The organism is Lentzea sp. NPDC060358 (assembly GCF_042725365.1).
Taxonomy (GTDB): domain Bacteria; phylum Actinomycetota; class Actinomycetes; order Mycobacteriales; family Pseudonocardiaceae; genus Lentzea.
Genome location: NZ_JBHXCW010000027.1, coordinates 20,906 through 37,988 on the forward strand (window position 1 = coordinate 20,906; position 17,083 = coordinate 37,988).

Here is a 17,083-nt window from a genome sequence, read left to right on the forward strand (position 1 = left end):
AATCTGATCCCCTCTGACCTGTGTGTATCCCGCGCCCGAGCTTGTCGGTCCCCCAGACCGGCGACAAGCCCCCACGAGAGGGAAGTCTGGGGGCTACGGAGAGTGTGATCGTGAATGCGGTGTGATGTGGGTTACTCGATTCGAGCGCGCCGTGCCGCGACACGCCGCAGTCGCATAACGCTCCGGAGTCAGGGCCGCATTTGCGCACGTGTGATCGTCGTCGGGGGTAAAGTCGCCTTTACCGACGGGGAACACGTCACCACGTGTGCACGTTGAACCCCGTGACGGCGTAAGCAACGCCCCAGGAGGACCAGGTGCGCTCGAGCAGCAACCCGGCTTTCCGTAACCTGCCGACCGGCGGCGGGTACGGAGGCTACGCAGGCTTCGGCCAGCCAGAGCAGGCTGGCTACCAGCAGGCCCCGCCGCCGCTGACCAGCGAGCGGCCGATGACGATCGACGACGTCGTCACCAAGACCGGCATCACGCTGGCCGTGGTGGCCGTCACCGCCGTCGTCACCTACCTCATGCAGGCGTGGGTCCTGCTGTTCCCGGCCGCGATCATCGGCCTGGTGCTCGGTCTGATCATCTCGTTCAAGCGAGTCCCGAGCCCGCCGCTGGTCATCGCCTACGCCGCCGTCGAGGGCGTCTTCCTCGGCGCGTTCAGCGGCATCATCGGCACGATGATCGACCGCTGGACCGGCAACCCCGGTCAGGGCGTCGTGGTCATCGGCCAGGCCATCATCGGCACGATCGGCGTCTTCGCCGGCATGCTGGTGGTCTACAAGACCGGCGCGATCCGCGTCACGCCGAAGTTCACCAAGTGGATCACCGGCGCGATCATCGGCGTCGCCGTCCTCATGCTGTTCAACCTGATCATGAGCTTCTTCACCACGGGCGGCCTCGGCCTGCGCGACGGTGGCGCGCTCGCGATCATCTTCAGCCTCGTCTGCATCGGCCTCGCGGCGTTCAGCTTCCTGATCGACTTCGACGCCGCCGACCAGGCGATCCGCGCCGGTGTCCCGGCGAAGTTCGCGTGGCAGATCGCGTTCGGTCTCACGGTCACCCTGGTGTGGCTCTACACCGAGATCCTGCGCCTGCTGTCGTACTTCAACTCGGACTGACGTCCGGGTGGGCCGGAGGGGCGTTCCGCTGCGGCGGGGCGCCCCTTCGCCGTTTCTCGAACGTGAAACAATTGCGCGGAATTCGGCGGCAGGAGGAATTGCGTGGACACCGCTTATCGGCTCGTCATGGAACCGCCGGCCGTCGACGACTACTTGCGGTTGCGCAAGGAATCCGGTCTGAGTGAACGCACGCGCGAACAGGCTGAAAAAGGCGTGCGCGGCGCGTGGGCCGCGTGTCACGTCGTTCACGTGGAATCAGGGGAAATCGCGGGCATGGGCCGCGTGATCGGTGACGGCGGCTGGTACTTCCACGTCATCGACATGGCCGTGCTGCCGCACCACCAGCGCAAGGGCATCGGTGACGCGGTCTTGACCGCACTGCTGGGCCACATCGACGAACGGGCGCCGGGCGCCTACGTCAACCTGCTGGCAGACCCGCCTGGCCGCCGTCTCTACGCACGGCACGGGTTCGTGGACAGCGCACCGGGTTCGATCGGCATGAAGCGCACCTAGGCGCGCCAGCTGAGGTCCGGCAGTTCGGTGCCCACCTTGATCAGGCAGGTCGTGCAGAGCATGCCCGCCTGGGCGCGGGAGACCCGTTCATCAGGCACCGAGTGCTCGCACACGGCCTCGTAGAAGCTGCGATCCCCGTCCGCCTGGTCTCGGGGAAAAGCGTGGCATTGCAGGTCGTATTCACTTTGCCACCACACGTACGGCATGTCCGATCCCTCCTTGTTCACGGGTGGGGACGGACTTCCCCTCGCCTGATGACGCCATTGAGCGACAGTTTGTCTCATCGGCAGAAAGGGGGCTTGCACGTAGCTCCGTCCGGGTGACACGGAGCTACTTGCAAGCGACAAATTGCAGATCTTGAAAGGAAAAGCTCAGCTCAGCCGCTCGACGACCATCGCCATGCCCTGGCCGCCGCCGACGCACATGGTCTCGAGACCGAACTGCTTGTCGTGGAACTGCAGCGAGTTGATCAGGGTCGTGGTGATGCGGGCGCCCGTCATGCCGAACGGGTGGCCGACGGCGATCGCGCCGCCGTTGACGTTCAGGCGGTCGAGGTCGATGCCGAGGTCGCGGTAGGACGGGATGACCTGGGCGGCGAACGCCTCGTTGATCTCCACGAGGTCGATGTCGGAGATCGACAGGCCGGCGAGCGCCAGCGCGCGCTTCGAGGCCTCCACCGGGCCGAGGCCCATGATCTCCGGCGACAGGCCCGAGACGCCGGTCGAGACGATCCGGGCGAGCGGGGTGATGCCGAGCTCTCGGGCCTTCGTGTCGGACATGACCACGAGAGCCGCGGCGCCGTCGTTGAGCGGGCAGCAGTTGCCGGCGTTGATCCGGCCGTCGGGGCGGAAGACGGGCTTGAGCTGCGACACGGCCTCGTAGGTCACGCCGGCGCGCGGGCCGTCGTCCGCGGAGACGACCGTGCCGTCGGGCAGCTCGACCGGCGTGATCTCGCGGGCCCAGAAACCGTCGGCGATCGCCTTCTCGGCGAGGTTCTGCGAGCGGACGCCGAACTCGTCCATCTCCTGGCGCGAGACGCCCTTGAGCAGCGCGAGGTTCTCGGCGGTCTGGCCCATCGGGACGTAGACGTCCGGCAGGACGCCGAGCGTGCGCGGGTCGGTCCACTCCGAGGCGCCCGAGGCGGCGACGGAGGCCGTGCGCGCCTCCGCGTCGCCGAAGAGCGGGTTGTGCGTGTCCGGCCACGAGTCGGAGCTGCCCTTGGCGAACCGCGACACCATCTCGACGCCCGCGGAGATGAACACGTCGCCCTCGCCCGCCTTGATGGCGTGCAGGGCCATGCGCGTGGTCTGCAGCGACGAGGCGCAGTACCGCGTGACGGTCGTGCCGGGCAGGGTGTCCTGGCCGAGCAGCACGGAGACGACGCGCGCCATGTTGAAGCCCTGCTCGCCGCCGGGCAGGCCGCAGCCGAGCATCAGGTCGTCGATCTGCGCGGGGTCGAGCTGGGGAACCTTGTCGAGCGCCGCCTTCACCATCCGCGCGGCGAGGTCGTCGGGCCGCAGGTCCTTCAGCGAGCCCTTGCCCGCCCGGCCGATGGGGGAGCGGGCAGCGGAGACGATCACGGCCTCAGGCATCACGAAACTCCTCGTTGAGAGTCAAGGTTGCCGCCGAGCGTAGTTAACGCCCGCTCACCCCGGCCAGCGCGAGTGACGAGGATTTCGGAACTCAGGCGTGCCGCTTCTGCAGCCACGGCGGCACGCGGGACGGCCGGACCGCCAGCGCCGCCGCTGAGCGGACCGGCAGCGGCGACGCGGCCCACCCCGGCCACAAACCCGCGACCTGGCACAACGGGGCCAGCAGCACGCCTGCCGCCGCCTCGTAGCCGATCGCGCTGGGGTGGAAGCGGTCCGAGCTGAACATGTCGACGTGCCGGGCCAGGAACTCCGGCGCCAGCAGGTTCGCGAGCGACACCGGCACCCCGCCGGCGCGCCGCACCTCCGCGGTCTGCGCCGCCGCGAGCCGCAGGCTGTACCGGCGGCCGAGCGCCCGCAGCGGTTGCGGGATCGGCCGGACGATCCCCAGGTCGGGGCAGGTGCCGACGACGACACCGCAGCCGGCGGCGCGCAGCCTGCGGACCTGGTCGGCGAGCAGCAGGGCCGACTCGCGGGCACCGATCCGCGACGTCACGTCGTTCGCGCCGATGATCACCAGCGCGACCTGCGGCTCGTCCCGCACGGCCGCGTCGACCTGCGGCACCAGGTCGCGCGTGGTGGAGCCGCTGACGGCGTAGGTCGAGAGCCGCACCGGCCGTTCCGCCTCCTCGGCCAGCGCCTGGGCCAGCAACACGCCCGGCATCTGCGAGGGATGTGTCACACCGACGCCGACCGCCATCGAGTCGCCGAGCACCGCGAGCCGCAACGGGTCGCCGCCGTCGTCGAAGTACACCCCGTCGGGCGCGGGCCAGAGGTGTTCCAGCACGCCGATGGCCACGCGGGCGCGTTTGCCCTGCTCGTTCAGCAGGCCCACCAGCGCGCCGGAGAGGCCCCCGAGCGTCGCGGCCGTCATCGTCACCGCTCGCAGCGTCCTCAGTCCGATCATCCGAGGCACCCCCTTCCGGTGGAATCGTCGGCCGCGCCGTTCGAATCACCCTCCGCAGCCACTAGAGCTACGCTTCGTCCCGCTATCTCGGAGAGTGGGAGCAGGGAGTAGATACCGGTGGAGTACGTCGAGCACGTCGTCGATCTGGTCGGCAACACGCCGCTGGTCAAGCTCAACTCGCTGACCGACGGCATCAGGGCCACGGTCCTGGCGAAGGTCGAGTACCTGAACCCCGGCGGCAGCGTGAAGGACCGCATCGCGCTGCGGATGGTCGAGGCGGCCGAGCGCTCCGGTGAGCTCAAGCCCGGCGGCACGATCGTCGAGCCCACGTCCGGCAACACCGGCGTCGGCCTCGCCCTGGTCGCGCAGCGCAAGGGCTACAAGTGCGTGTTCGTGTGCCCCGACAAGGTCAGCGAGGACAAGCGCAACGTCCTCAAGGCCTACGGCGCCGAGGTCGTGGTGTGCCCGACCGCCGTCGCGCCCGAGCACCCGGACTCCTACTACAACGTCTCAGACCGGCTCGTCCGCGAGATCCCCGGCGCGTGGAAGCCGAACCAGTACTCCAACCCGGAGAACCCGGCGAGCCACTACCACCAGACCGGCCCCGAGATCTGGCGCCAGACGGAGGGGAAGATCACCCACTTCGTCGCGGGCGTCGGCACCGGCGGCACGATCTCCGGCACCGGCCGCTACCTCAAGGACGTCTCCGACGGTGCCGTCAAGGTCATCGGCGCCGACCCGGAGGGCTCGGTCTACTCCGGCGGCACCGGCCGCCCGTACCTGGTCGAGGGCGTCGGCGAGGACTTCTGGCCGGAGGCCTACGACAAGACCGTCGCCGACCAGATCGTCGAGGTCTCCGACGCGGACTCGTTCGACATCACCCGCCGCCTCGCCCGCGAGGAGGGCCTGCTCGTCGGCGGTTCGTGCGGCATGGCGGCCGCCGCCGCGCTGCGCGTCGCGAAGGACCTGCCCGAGGACGCCGTCGTGGTCGTGATCCTCCCCGACGGTGGCCGCGGCTACCTGTCCAAGGTCTTCAACGACCGCTGGATGGCCTCCTACGGCTTCCTCCCGCCCGACTCGACCGGTGCGACCGTCGGCGACGTGCTGCGCCGCAAGGGCGGCATGCTCCCCGATCTGGTGCACGCTCACCCGAACGAGACCGTGGGCGACGCCGTCGCGATCCTGCGCGAGTTCGGCGTCTCGCAGATGCCCGTCGTCAACGCCGAGCCGCCGGTCATGGCCGCCGAGGTCGCGGGCGCGGTCAACGAGCGGGACCTGCTCGACGCGCTGTTCACCGGCAAGGCGCAGCTCTCGGACCGCCTGGACAACCACATGTCGCCGCCGCTGCCGACGCTCGGCGCGGGCGAGCCGGTCGGCATCGCGATGAACGCCCTCTCGCACGCCGACGCGGCCCTCGTCCTGGAGGACGGGAAGCCCGCCGGCGTAGTCACGCGACAGGACATTCTGGGGTTCTTGGCTGGTCGCTGAGCGTAGAACCGGGTGCGTCCGATAGCGTGACGCCCCAGATCATCAGTCTTACTCGTACACGGCCCAGCCAAGGGGGTTGGAAACCGGATGAACGCTCCGCAGCCGCCAGGAAACCAGTTCGGCGGTCAGCCGCACCAGGAGCAGCCCAACGCGGACGCCACGCAGATCGTCCCGGGAGGTGGGCAGCCCTCCGCTGCCAACCCCAACCCGGACGCGACGCAGGTCGTCTCGCCTGGTCAGGCTCCTGCCGCACAGCAGAACGCGGACGCCACCCAGGTCGTCAGCCCCGGTCAGGTGCCGCCCTCGGCAGCCCCCGGCTCGGGCGGCTTCCCGGCGCAGGGACCCGGCTCCGGCGGGTTCCCCGCCCAGCAGCCGCCCCCGTACGGCGCTCCGCAGCAGCACTACGGCCAGCCGCAGCAGCCCTACGGCGCCCCGCAGTCGAACCCGTACGGCCAGCCGGCCGCGTCGCCCTACGGGCAGCCGCAGCAGCAGGCCTACGGCGCTCCGCAGTCGAACCCCTACGGCCAGCAGGCGGCTTCGCCGTACGGCCAGCCCGGGTACGGCGGCGCACCCGGCTACGGCGCTCCCGGCATGGCCCCGCCGCCCCCGACCGGCTACGCCGAGTGGGGCACGCGCGCCATCGGCTACCTGATCGACATCGCGGCACCGACCGTCGTCACGGTGATCCTGTACTACATCATCGTCGCGATCGCGGTCGGCGCGGACGCCCCGGGCATCATGTTCCTGGGCATCCTGGTCTACGTGGCCAACTTCGGCTTCATCATCTGGAACACGGTGATCAAGCAGGGGCAGACCGGCCAGTCGATCGGCAAGAAGGTCGCGAAGATCAAGCTGATCTCCGAGGAGACCGGCCAGCCGCTCGGCGCCGGCACGACGTTCGTGCGCCAGCTGTGCCACATCGTCGACGCCCTGCCGTGCTACGCGGGCTTCTTCGCCCCGTTGTGGGAGCCCAAGAAGCAGACCTGGGCCGACAAGATCATGAAGTCGGTCGTGGTCAACGCCCCGGAGACCGCCTCGCCCTACGGCGGCGGCAGCAGCACCGGTGGCTTCCAGCAGCAGCCGGGCACCGGCGGCTACCCGCAGCAGCAGCCGGGCGGCTACGGCCAGGCCCCGCAGCAGGGCTACGGCGGCCAGCAGCAGGGCTGGTAAGCCCCAGGTCAGTCCCGGTAGGGCCCCGGTCACCGCGTCGGTGACCGGGGCCTTGCCGTTTTCCGGTTCACTGGCTGGACCACCACCGCCGGGGGCCAGATGGGTGAGTACCCTGCGGACATGAGCACCCCATACGGCTTCGCCACCAGGGCGATCCACGCCGGTCAGGACCCGGACCCGACCACGGGTGCGGTGAACGTGCCCATCTACGCGACCTCGACCTACGCCCAGGACGGCGTCGGCGGTCTGCGCGAGGGCTTCGAGTACTCCCGCACCGGCAACCCGACCCGCCGGGCGCTGGAGACCTGCCTGGCGTCCCTGGAACGCGGCCGCTACGGCAGGGCGTTCTCCTCCGGCATGGGTGCGACCGACGCGGCGCTGCGCGCGTTCCTCAAGCCCGGCGACCACGTCGTCATCCCGAACGACGCCTACGGCGGCACGTTCCGCCTGATCGACAAGGTCTTCTCGCAGTGGGGCGTCACCCACTCCCCGGCGCCGGTGTCGGACGTGGACGCGATCCGCGCGGCCGTGCGCCCGGAGACCAAGCTGATCTGGATCGAGACCCCGACCAACCCGCTGCTGAACATCGGCGACATCGCGGCCATCGCCTCGGTGGCCCACGAGTCGGGCGCGAAGCTGGTCGTCGACAACACCTTCGCCTCCCCGGCCCTGCAGACCCCGCTGGAACTGGGCGCGGACGTGGTCCTGCACTCGACCACGAAGTACGTGGGCGGCCACTCCGACGTGGTCGGCGGCGCCCTGATCACCTCCGACGAGGAGACCGACGCGGCCTTCGGCTTCCTGCAGAACGGCGCGGGAGCGGTCCCCGGCCCGTTCGACGCCTACCTGACCCTGCGCGGCATCAAGACCCTCGAACTGCGCATGGAGAAGCACTCGGACAACGCCGAGCTGGTGGCCGAGGCCCTGACCCGCCACCCGCGCGTGCGCAAGGTGATCTACCCGGGCCTCGAGTCGCACCCCGGCCACGCGGTCGCCGCGAAGCAGATGCGCCGCTTCGGCGGCATGGTGTCGTTCATCGTCGACGGCGGCGAGTCCGCGGCACTGGAGGTCTGCGCCCGGACGAAGCTCTTCACCCTCGCCGAGTCGCTCGGCGGCGTCGAGTCGCTCATCGAACACCCCGGCAAGATGACCCACGCCTCGACGTCGGGCTCCCTGCTGGAGGTGCCGGCGGACCTGGTGCGCGTGTCGGTGGGCATCGAGTCGGGCGACGACCTGGTGGCGGACCTGCTGGAAGCGCTGGGCTGAGCTGCCCGAACCGCACGAGAAAGGCCCCTCCCGCCAGGAGAGGGGCCTTTCTCGTGCGTACAGCGTCTACGGCTTCTTGGAGCCGCCGAACCGGTCCACGTTCTCCACCTCGGCAGCGGGAGCCGCCGGAAGATCGGCACCGTTCACACAGCCACCGACGAACTCGATCGACTCACCGGTGCGGACGAAGCGGCCGGCTTCGTCGCAGCCCGCGTGCGCCACGGTCAAGAAGGCCGCGCCGGTCAGTGCCACAGCCGTGGTCACGGCTCCGACCAGCGGGATCACCGCGGCCACGCGTCGTGCGAGTGCCATGCCACCTCCCCACGATGTGTTGCCCCCGTGAAGCCACCTTACCGGGGGAACGCCATCAGAGGTTGCCGCGGCGCTCCTGCTCGCGCTCGATCGCCTCGAAGAGGGCCTTGAAGTTGCCCTTGCCGAAGCCCAGCGAGCCGTGGCGCTCGATCAGTTCGTAGAACACCGTGGGGCGGTCGCCGATCGGCTTGGTGAAGATCTGCAGCAGGTAGCCGTCCTCGTCGCGGTCGACCAGGATGCGGTGCTCCTTGAGCGTCTCGATCGGGACGCGGACCTCGCCGATGCGGGCGCGCAGCTCCGGGTCGTCGTAGTAGGAGTCCGGGGTCTCCAGGAACTCGACGCCCGCGTCGCGCATCGACGTCACGGTCTTGATGATGTCGTTGGTCGCCAGCGCGATGTGCTGGACGCCCGCGCCCTCGTAGAACTCGAGGTACTCGTCGATCTGCGACTTCTTCTTCGCGACCGCCGGCTCGTTCAGCGGGAACTTGACGCGGTGGTTGCCGTTGGAGACGACCTTGGACATCAGCGCGGAGTAGTCCGTGGCGATGTCGTCGCCGATGAACTCCGCCATGTTCACGAAGCCCATGACGCGGTTGTACCACTCGACCCAGTAGTCCATCTTGCCGAGCTCGACGTTGCCGACGCAGTGGTCGACGGCCTGGAACAGGCGCTTCGGCGCACCCTCGGGACGCTTGACCGAGGACGACTTGGCGACGTAGCCCGGCAGGTACGGGCCGGTGTACTTGGAGCGGTCCACGAGCGTGTGGCGGGTCTCGCCGTACGTCGCGATGGCCGCCATGCGCACCGTGCCGTGCTCGTCGGAGACGTCGTGCGGCTCCTCCAGCACGGTCGCGCCCTGCTTGCGGGCGTGCTCGATGCACTGGTCGACGTCGCCGACCTCCAGAGCCAGGTCGACGACACCGTCGCCGTGGCGGCGGTGGTGGTCGAGGAGCTCGGAGCCGGGCGTGACGCCGCCGTGGATCACGAAGCGGGCCGAGCCCGACTTCAGCACGAACGACTTGTGGGTGCGTTGGCCGGTCTCGGGGCCGGCGTAGGCCACCAGCTCCATGCCGAACGCCACCTGGTACAGCCACGCGGTCTGCGTGGCGTTGCCCGCGACGAACACCACGGCGTCCATGGCTCGCACGGGGAACGGGTCCTTGGTCGCGTCGTAGTCGACCAAGCCCACGAGCTGCCTGAGCTGGTCGTAGCTCACGTCGTCAAGCTGCTGCGTCATGTTCATCAGCATGATTCGACCTAGCAGGGTGAGCAACAGTCGACGATTTCGCTGCACAATTTGTATGGTGATCTGTGACCAACGACCAGCAGGGTGAGCACTCTGACCAGCCCGTCGACGAACTCGACGCGAAGCTGCTGCTGCTCTTGACAGACGAGCCCCGCCTGGGCGTCCTCGAATGCTCCCGGCGGCTGGGCGTCGCGAGGGGAACGGTGCAGGCCAGGCTGGACCGGCTCACCGGCAGGGGCGTGCTCGCCGGGTTCCCGCCGGCGCTCGACCTGGGGGAGATGGGCTACGGGCTGACGGCGTTCGCGACCGTCGAGATCGCGCAGGGCCGGCGGGCCGAGGTGTGCGCGGGGCTGGCGGCGATCCCCGAGGTGTGCGAGGTGCACGCGACCACGGGTCAGGGAGATCTCTTCGTGAGAATGGTCGCCCGGTCCAACGCCGACCTGCAGCGCGTGGTCGACCACATCGTCGACGTCCCGCACGTCCGGCGGCTCTCGACCTCGATCGCGCTGTCGACGCCGGTGCCGCCGCGGGTGCGTCCGCTCCTGGAACGCGTGAAGGGCCGGTCACCGAAGTGACCGGCCCTTCGACAACGTCGTCGTGTTACCCGCCGTAGGGAACAGCGGAGATCAGCGTGACCTTCTGCTGCTTGCCGTTGGGCAGCTCGTACGAGACCGTCTCGCCGTCCTTCGCGCCGTTGAGCGCCTTGCCGAGCGGCGAAAGCGGGGAGTAGACCTCCATCTCGCCGTGCGCGCCCTCTTCGCGGGTCGCGAGGAGGAAGGTCTCCGACTCGTCGTCACCCTCGTAACGGATCGTGAGCACCGTGCCCGGCGCTGCGACACCCTTGGTGGTCGGGGCCTCGCCGACCTTGGCAGCCTGGAGCAGCTCGTGCAGCTGGCGGATCCGCGCCTCCTGCTTGCCCTGCTCCTCGCGGGCCGCGTGGTAGCCGCCGTTCTCGCGGAGGTCGCCCTCCTCGCGGCGGGCGTTGATCTCGGCAGCCATGACCGGGCGGTACGCGATGAGTTCGTCCAGCTCAGCCTTGAGCCGGTCGTAGGCCTCCTGGGTCAGCCAGGTCACCTGGGTGTCGCTCACGGTCACCAACTCCTCGTCTTGCTCTGGCGCACGCGTGTGCACCAGATAGTTCCCGAGCCGGGGGCCCGGAACGGAAAAACACGGCCCGCGCCGGGGCCGTGCTTGAGCTGCAACTATAACACGGAGACAACGTTCAGCGACGGCGATTTGTTCCCAATCTCGCCGTTCACAACGCAGATCACCCGCTTGGCCGCTAGCTCGTGGACAAGTAGGCGGGAACCTGGTAGGAGCACCCGAACACCTCACCGGTGACCGGGGGCTTCGAGCTCCGGAGAACTGTTGTCTCGACGACGAGCGAATTTCCCGGCGGAACCAGAACTTCGCGCCGGCCTGCTTCGTCCCCGTCCTTGGACCGGGCCCGAATGATGCAGACCGCCGCACGTTCCGGTTGATCTCGGGAAACCTCGAAACTGACCTGCACGCGGTCGTCGCCGAGGATCGTGAACGCCGTCTGCTTCGCCTCGATCGGCTTTGTGCCGAGATTTCGGTAACCGACGAAAGCGACCACCGCACCGACCGCCACCGCTACAGCGAGTAACGCCCAGCGGCCCCACTTCGCGAGCGGCCTGGCGCCCTGACGGCTGTACCGCCCCTCGGGGAGCGCGCGCTGTGCCACTTGTCCGCGCCCTCCTCGGCGTCTGGGGAACAATGGTGACCGACGTTCAGTTGATGAGTGTCGCAGGACCGTAGACACAGGAGGACCACGGGGGTCATGGCCGAAAAGCTGCGCCTTATGGCAGTGCACGCACATCCCGACGACGAGTCGAGCAAGGGCGCGGCCACGATGGCCCGCTACATCGCGGAAGGCCACGACGTGATGGTCGTGACCTGTACCGACGGTGGTGCGGGCAGCATCCTCAACCCGGCGATGGACAAGCCGGACGTGCTCGCGAACATGGTCGAGATCCGCCGGGAGGAGATGGCCACCGCGGCCAAGATCCTCGGCATCCAGCACCGCTGGCTGAACTTCAAGGACTCCGGCCTGCCGGAGGGCGACCCGCTGCCGCCGCTGCCCGAGGGCTGCTTCGCCCTCGTGCCGCTGGAGGAGTCGGTGCCCCCGCTGGTGCAGGCCATCCGCGAGTTCCGCCCGCACGTCGTCGTGACCTACGACGAGAACGGCGGCTACCCGCACCCGGACCACATCCGCACGCACGAGGTCTCGATGGCCGCGCTCGACGCCGCCGCCGACCCCGAGTACCAGCCGGAGCTGGGCGAGGCGTGGCAGACGCAGAAGGTCTACTACGGGCACGGGTTCTCGCGCGCCAAGATCGTGGCGTTCCACGAGGCGATGGAGGCCCGCGGCATCGAGTCGCCCTACACGGAGTGGCTCGCGAACTGGAGCACCGACCGCCCCGACGTCATGCAGCGCGTGACGACGCAGATCGAGTGCGCGGACTACTTCGACGTCCGCGACGAGGCGCTGAAGGCGCACGCCACCCAGATCGACCCGACCAGCCGCTGGTTCGCCATCCCGATGGAGATGCAGCGCGAGATCTGGCCGACCGAGGAGTACGAGCTCGTGCGCTCGCAGGTCGACTCGACGCTGCCGGAGAACGACCTGTTCGCCGGAGTTAAGGTCTAGGGGTGCTCTCCCCTGAATTCGACCTCGGCAGCACGGTGGCGTTCGTCGCCGTGCAGCCGTCGAACACGAACGACGACAAGGGCGGCCAGGGCGAGGACTTCGGCAAGTCCTCCCCGGTCGGCCTCGTCCTGCTGATCCTGTTCTTCGTGGCGGTGTTCTTCCTCGTCAAGTCGATGAACAAGCACATCAAGGGCCTGCCGGCGTCGTTCGACGAGCCGGCCGCGCAGGACCAGCCCTCCGAGGCCGCGCCCGGGACGGGTTCCGAGGCGAAGAAGGCCGACTAGGAGTCGTCGCTCACAACGACCTCCTGCGCACCGACACCAGCCAGTCCTCGACCCGGCCGGAGTCCGGCTCCTCCGGCAACGGGCCGCGCGCGGCGGCGATCTCGTCACCGAGCCGGTGCGCCCACGCCACCGCATCGTCCCACGGCATCGAGCCGTCGCGGATCTTGAGCAGCGACCGGTCCGCCGCGATGTCGTACCGGCCGGTGCGCAGCAGGTGCAGGCCCACCAGCCGCAGCCGCACGACGTGCATGAGCTGCTTCGGCTTGAGGTTGCGGCCCGCGCGCGACAGCTGCATCTCCGTCGCGCGGGTGAAGGAGCGCACCGCGTGCCGGGAGAGGAACGCGGGCAGCAGGTCCCGCAGCTCCTCTCCCAGCGGCGTGCTGATCTCGACCAGCGGGCTCACCAGCGTCTCCAGCACCGTCGGGTTCGACTTCAGCCCCAGCTTGCAGAAGTGCTCGGCCTCCCAGCTCAGCTGCTCCGGGTCCGGGCCCTCGACCGAGGTCGCGGGTTTGTCGAACCGCCAGAACGCCTCCGCGGGCGCGACGAACACCCCGCGCCGGTCGACGTCGGACTCGTCGGTCGCCAGGCCGTAGGCGTGCGAGCCGACGATCGTTTCGAGGATCACAGCCGCGGGTCCACCGGTTCCGATTCCAGGGCCAGCACGCCGAAGACGCATTCGTGCACGCGCCACAGCGGCTCGCCGCGCGCGAGGCGTTCCAGCGCCTCGAGGCCCAGCGCGTGCTCGCGCAGGGCCAGTCCGCGCTTGCGGCCGAGCGAACGCTTGCGCAGCCGCGCCAGGTTCCTCGGCTGCGTGTAGTCGGGGCCGTAGATGATCCGCAGGTACTCGCGCCCGCGGACCTTCACGCCCGGCTGCACCCGTCCGCCGGGGTGCGCGAGCGGCTTGACGACCATGCCCTCGCCGCCGTCCGCGGTCAGCTCCTCCCACCACTGCACGCCGGCCGCGACATGCTCGGGGTCGGTGACGTCGACCACGAGGTGCCGCGTGCGCTGGAACAGCGGGCCGTCCAGCTTCGCGAGCGTCTCCAGGTGCCACAGGTGCGAGCGGTAGTGGAACGTCCGCCCCTCGGCCGCCAGCAGCTGGAACGGCGCGATCCGCACGCCCTCCAGCCCGTCGGTCGGCCAGCAGTAGCGCTCGTACGCCGCGCTGTAGGCGGCGGCGTTCGACGCCCGCTGAGCGGTGCGCGCCAGCAGGTCCGCGACGTCGACACCGCGAGCCGCGGCCGATTCCAGCACCGAGACGGCGACCGGCAGCGCGCCGCCGGCCGCCGCGCCGACCGCCGCGTACTGCTCGCGGATCAGCCCGGACGCCTTGGCGTTCCACGGCATCAGCTCGGCGTCGATGAGCAGCCAGTCGGTGGCGAACTCGTCGAACAGCCCCGAACAAGCCGAACGCACACGGTCGAGCAGTTCGGAGCCCAGTGCGCCGTCGAAGAACGCGCGGCCGGTGCGCGTGTAGATCGCGCCGCCCTCCTTGCGCACCAGCAACACCGCGCGCGAGCCCATGTGCTTCTCCTCGCAGATGACCTGCGAGACGCGCGCGGCCCGGTACTCCGCGAAGGCGTCCTCCGGGTGCTCCAGCACGTCGTCGCGCTGCGAGGTCGCCGTCGGCGCCATCGTCGGCGGCAGGTACAGCAGGTCGTGCGGGTCGATCGCGAACCGGCTCATGACCTCGAGCGCCGACGCCGACTGCTCGGCGCGGATCGTGACGGCGCCCGCCACCGACGTCTCGATCCGGCGCAGGCCGGTGACGTCGCTCAGCGCCAGCACGTCCGGTGCGCGTTCGACGGCCTTGGGCGGGAACGGCGACGTGCTCTCGTACCAGGCCTGGTGGGCCTTCACGGACACGATCTCGCGCGACGGGTAGCGCAGCGCCGTGAGCTTCCCGCCGAACACCACACCCGTCTCGAGGCACATCGTGTTGTTGATCCACTCGGCCTCGGGCACCAGGACGTGGCCGTACAGCACCATCGCCGCACCGCGGTAGTCGTTCGCCCACGGCAGGCGCACCGGCAGTCCGTGCTCGTCGGTCTCGCCGGTCGTGTCGCCGTACAGCGCGAAGCTGCGCACCTTCGCCGACGCGCGGCCGTGGTAGCGCTCGGGCAGTCCGGCGTGCGCGACGACGAGGTTCCCGCCGTCGAGGACGTAGTGCGCGATCAGGCCGTCGCAGAACTTCGTGGCGGCCAGGCGGAACTCCTCGGTCTCCTGCGCCAGCTGCTCCAGCGACTTCTCCAGCCCGTGCCGGATCGTCACCTTGTGCCCGCGCAGCGCCCGGACCAGCTTCTCCTCGTGGTTTCCGCGCACGCACAGGGCGTGGCCGTTGCCGACCATGCCCATGACGAGCCGCAGCACGCCGGGGGTGTCCGGGCCGCGGTCGACGAGGTCGCCGACGAAGACGGCCTTGCGGTCGTCCGGCGGCACGGCGTCGACGGGCCGGCCCTCGGCGTCGCGGACCAGGGTGTAACCGAGCTCGGTGAGCAGTTCCTCCAGCTCCGCGCGGCAGCCGTGCACGTCGCCGATCACGTCGAACGGGCCGGTCTCGTGCTTCAGGTCGTTGAGCAGCCGCTCGTGGACGATCGTGGCGCTGTCCACTTCGGACTCCGTGCGCAGCACGTGGACGCGCTTGAAGCCTTCCCTGCCGAGGAACTTCAACGACCGGCGCAGCGCGTCGCGGTGCCGCTTCACGACGTGCGCGCCGAAGTCGCGGTCCGGCCGGGCCGCGTTGCGCGCCAGGCACACCTCGGTTGGGGTGTCGAGCACGATCGCGACCGGCAGCACGTTCGCCCTCCGCGCGACCTCGACCAGCTTGGCCCGGTCGGGCGCCTGCACGTTGGTCGCGTCGACCACGGTGACCCGTCCGGCTTCCAGCCGCTTCGAAGCCACGAAGTGCAGCACCTCGAACGCCGCCGCGGACGCCGACTGGTCGTTCTCGTCGTCGGACACGAGCCCGCGGAAGTAGTCGCTCGACAGCACCTGGGTGGGCAGGAAGTGCTTGCGCGCGAACGTGGACTTGCCCGAACCGGAGGCGCCGACCAGCACCACCAGACACAGGTCGGGAATCTTCAGTTCCATCAGTTCACGTCCTTCACGCTGAACACGGCCATCTGGGTCGGAGCGCCGCGGTCGGCGTCCTCCGGTCCGATCGGCACGTACCGCACTGCATAGCCACGACGTTCGGCCACGCCGTCGGCCCATTCCGCGAACTCCGCCCGAGTCCACTCGAAACGGTGGTCGGAATGCCGCAGCTGGCCTTCCGGCAACGTCTCGAACAGCGGGTTGTACTCGACGTTCGGCGTCGTCACCAGCACCGTGCGCGGCCGGGCGACCGCGAACACCGAGTGCTCCAGCGCGGGCAGGCGCGCCGGGTCGACGTGCTCGACGACCTCCATCAGCACCGCCGCGTCGTAGCCCGCGAGCGCCGGGTCGGCGTAGGTCAGGGCCGACTGCCGCAGGGTGATCCGCTCGCGCTGCCGCTCGCCCATGCGGTCGAGGTGCAGCTTGCGCTCGGCCTCCTGCAACGCCTTCGCGGACACGTCGACCCCGTGGACCTCGGTGAACCAGGAATCGTTCACGAGCGCCCGCAGCAGGGCTCCGCCACCGCACCCGAGGTCGAGCACGCGCTTCGCACCCACGTCCTTCAGCGCCGCGACCACGGCGTCCTTGCGCTGGGCGGCAAGGGAGACCTTCGGTTCGGCCAGCGCGTTGTCGAGCTCCTCCGGCTCGACCTCGTCGACGTCGGCGAGGCGCTCCAGGGCCGAGGTGACCAGCGGACGCCTGCGGGCGAGGTAGCGGGTGGTGATCAGCTCCTTGTCCGGGTGCGCCGCCAGCCAGCCGTCGCCGGCCTTGAGCAGCTTGTCGACCTCGTCGGCCGCGACCCAGTAGTGCTTGCCGCCGTCGAGGACGGGCAGCAGCACGTAGAGGTGCTTGAGGGCGTCGCTGACCTTGAGGGTGCCGGTCAGCGTGACGTCGCCGTAGCGCGAGTCGCCGTGCCCGGTCGTCTCCACGGTCCAGCCGAGCGGCGTGAACAGCCGCTCCGCGAGCCGGTGCGGCAGCGCGGGGATGCGGACGACCAGCGGGATCGGGGTGTTCGCGAGCTCGGGCAGGCTGTCGCTGCGGCCGTTCATGGCCGTGCGGAACACGGTGCCGAGCGCGACCGTGAGCAACGAGCCCGCCGCGTACGGGCGGTCGTTGACGTATTGGGTGAGCGTGCTGCCGGGACCTCGCACCAACGCGATGGGGTCGACCTCCAGCAGGAGGGCGACCGTGCATTCGTCGTGCGTCGCCTTGGGGTAGAAGACGTGCGCGACACCCGAGCTCGTCGTGAAGGACCGGGCCCGGTCGGGGTGCTTGTGCAGCAGGTGACCGAGGTCGGTCGCCGGCCGGTGGGTCGTGGTCATGGTGAGCAACACCCGCACGAGTCTGATCGAGCGACGCCGTT

At 69.8% G+C, this 17,083-nt stretch carries 18 protein-coding genes; 8 read left to right on the forward strand and 10 right to left on the reverse strand.

From position 1 onward, the window contains the following. Positions 1-314: 314 nt before the first annotated feature. Together ACFWGZ_RS08670 and ACFWGZ_RS08675 are read left to right on the forward strand one after the other, a co-directional pair. The gene (locus ACFWGZ_RS08670) at positions 315-1,121 is read left to right on the forward strand and encodes a Bax inhibitor-1/YccA family protein (protein ID WP_382450866.1); all 807 of its coding nucleotides are present in this window, start codon (positions 315-317) and stop codon (positions 1,119-1,121) included. Between the two features lie 126 nt (positions 1,122-1,247). Continuing rightward, complete coding sequence (locus tag ACFWGZ_RS08675; protein WP_382450867.1) at positions 1,248-1,634, forward strand: GNAT family N-acetyltransferase; 387 nt, start codon at positions 1,248-1,250, stop codon at positions 1,632-1,634. On the opposite strand, the gene ACFWGZ_RS08680 is transcribed toward ACFWGZ_RS08675, so the two are convergent. The 3 genes from ACFWGZ_RS08680 to ACFWGZ_RS08690 all read right to left on the reverse strand — a co-directional run bounded on the left by ACFWGZ_RS08680 (position 1,631) and on the right by ACFWGZ_RS08690 (position 4,190). After that, on the reverse strand, positions 1,631-1,840 hold the full coding sequence (locus ACFWGZ_RS08680; RefSeq protein ID WP_382450868.1) for a hypothetical protein: 210 nt from the start codon (positions 1,838-1,840) through the stop codon (positions 1,631-1,633). The two genes, ACFWGZ_RS08675 and ACFWGZ_RS08680, sit on opposite strands and share 4 nt — an antisense overlap. A 165-nt stretch (positions 1,841-2,005) precedes the next feature. Next, positions 2,006-3,226 (reverse strand): acetyl-CoA C-acetyltransferase, encoded by a 1,221-nt coding sequence (locus tag ACFWGZ_RS08685; RefSeq protein WP_382450869.1) that lies wholly within the window; start codon positions 3,224-3,226, stop codon positions 2,006-2,008. Positions 3,227-3,317: 91 nt separating this feature from the next. After that, positions 3,318-4,190, reverse strand: a complete 873-nt coding sequence (locus ACFWGZ_RS08690) for an SGNH/GDSL hydrolase family protein (RefSeq protein ID WP_382450870.1) — start codon at positions 4,188-4,190, stop codon at positions 3,318-3,320. 117 nt (positions 4,191-4,307) lie between these two features. Between ACFWGZ_RS08690 and ACFWGZ_RS08695 the strand changes: the two genes are divergently transcribed. The 3 genes from ACFWGZ_RS08695 to ACFWGZ_RS08705 all read left to right on the forward strand — a co-directional run bounded on the left by ACFWGZ_RS08695 (position 4,308) and on the right by ACFWGZ_RS08705 (position 8,114). Then, positions 4,308-5,678, forward strand: coding sequence for a cystathionine beta-synthase (locus ACFWGZ_RS08695; RefSeq protein WP_382450871.1), 1,371 nt, complete (start codon positions 4,308-4,310; stop codon positions 5,676-5,678). An 87-nt stretch (positions 5,679-5,765) separates the two neighbouring features. Continuing rightward, positions 5,766-6,848 carry an RDD family protein gene (locus tag ACFWGZ_RS08700; protein ID WP_382450872.1) on the forward strand — a complete coding sequence of 361 codons (1,083 nt, stop codon included), beginning with the start codon at positions 5,766-5,768 and terminating at the stop codon, positions 6,846-6,848. Between the two features lie 120 nt (positions 6,849-6,968). Continuing rightward, positions 6,969-8,114: a cystathionine gamma-synthase gene (locus ACFWGZ_RS08705; protein ID WP_382450873.1), complete on the forward strand. Its 1,146-nt coding sequence runs from the start codon at positions 6,969-6,971 to the stop codon at positions 8,112-8,114. A 66-nt stretch (positions 8,115-8,180) separates the two neighbouring features. Here ACFWGZ_RS08705 and ACFWGZ_RS08710 read toward each other — a convergent pair whose 3' ends face one another. Beyond that, the gene (locus tag ACFWGZ_RS08710) at positions 8,181-8,426 is read right to left on the reverse strand and encodes a hypothetical protein (RefSeq protein WP_382450874.1); all 246 of its coding nucleotides are present in this window, start codon (positions 8,424-8,426) and stop codon (positions 8,181-8,183) included. A gap of 55 nt (positions 8,427-8,481) precedes the next feature. Further along, entirely contained in the window at positions 8,482-9,663 is a 1,182-nt protein-coding gene (gene hppD, locus ACFWGZ_RS08715; RefSeq protein WP_382450875.1) for a 4-hydroxyphenylpyruvate dioxygenase, read from the reverse strand. Positions 9,664-9,737: 74 nt separating this feature from the next. On the opposite strand from hppD, the gene ACFWGZ_RS08720 reads away from it, so the two are divergent. Then, positions 9,738-10,247: an Lrp/AsnC family transcriptional regulator gene (locus tag ACFWGZ_RS08720; RefSeq protein WP_382450876.1), complete on the forward strand. Its 510-nt coding sequence runs from the start codon at positions 9,738-9,740 to the stop codon at positions 10,245-10,247. A 25-nt stretch (positions 10,248-10,272) separates the two neighbouring features. On the opposite strand, the gene greA is transcribed toward ACFWGZ_RS08720, so the two are convergent. Then, positions 10,273-10,770: a transcription elongation factor GreA gene (gene greA, locus ACFWGZ_RS08725; RefSeq protein ID WP_382450877.1), complete on the reverse strand. Its 498-nt coding sequence runs from the start codon at positions 10,768-10,770 to the stop codon at positions 10,273-10,275. A 184-nt stretch (positions 10,771-10,954) separates the two neighbouring features. Beyond that, positions 10,955-11,377, reverse strand: coding sequence for a DUF4307 domain-containing protein (locus ACFWGZ_RS08730; RefSeq protein ID WP_382450878.1), 423 nt, complete (start codon positions 11,375-11,377; stop codon positions 10,955-10,957). Positions 11,378-11,473: 96 nt separating this feature from the next. On the opposite strand from ACFWGZ_RS08730, the gene mca reads away from it, so the two are divergent. Further along, complete coding sequence (gene mca / locus ACFWGZ_RS08735) at positions 11,474-12,343, forward strand: mycothiol conjugate amidase Mca (RefSeq protein WP_382450879.1); 870 nt, start codon at positions 11,474-11,476, stop codon at positions 12,341-12,343. 2 nt (positions 12,344-12,345) lie between these two features. Continuing rightward, positions 12,346-12,627, forward strand: coding sequence for a hypothetical protein (locus ACFWGZ_RS08740; protein ID WP_382450880.1), 282 nt, complete (start codon positions 12,346-12,348; stop codon positions 12,625-12,627). A gap of 10 nt (positions 12,628-12,637) precedes the next feature. Here ACFWGZ_RS08740 and ACFWGZ_RS08745 read toward each other — a convergent pair whose 3' ends face one another. From ACFWGZ_RS08745 to ACFWGZ_RS08755, 3 genes are read right to left on the reverse strand one after another with little or no spacing between them, the layout of a single operon-like run. Further along, positions 12,638-13,252: a DNA polymerase beta superfamily protein gene (locus ACFWGZ_RS08745; RefSeq protein ID WP_382450881.1), complete on the reverse strand. Its 615-nt coding sequence runs from the start codon at positions 13,250-13,252 to the stop codon at positions 12,638-12,640. Further along, positions 13,249-15,717, reverse strand: a complete 2,469-nt coding sequence (locus tag ACFWGZ_RS08750; protein ID WP_382450882.1) for a polynucleotide kinase-phosphatase — start codon at positions 15,715-15,717, stop codon at positions 13,249-13,251. Before ACFWGZ_RS08750 ends, ACFWGZ_RS08745 begins: the two co-directional genes overlap by 4 nt. Next, the gene (locus ACFWGZ_RS08755) at positions 15,717-17,054 is read right to left on the reverse strand and encodes a 3' terminal RNA ribose 2'-O-methyltransferase Hen1 (RefSeq protein ID WP_382450883.1); all 1,338 of its coding nucleotides are present in this window, start codon (positions 17,052-17,054) and stop codon (positions 15,717-15,719) included. Before ACFWGZ_RS08755 ends, ACFWGZ_RS08750 begins: the two co-directional genes overlap by 1 nt. Between the last annotated feature and the right edge of the window lie 29 nt (positions 17,055-17,083).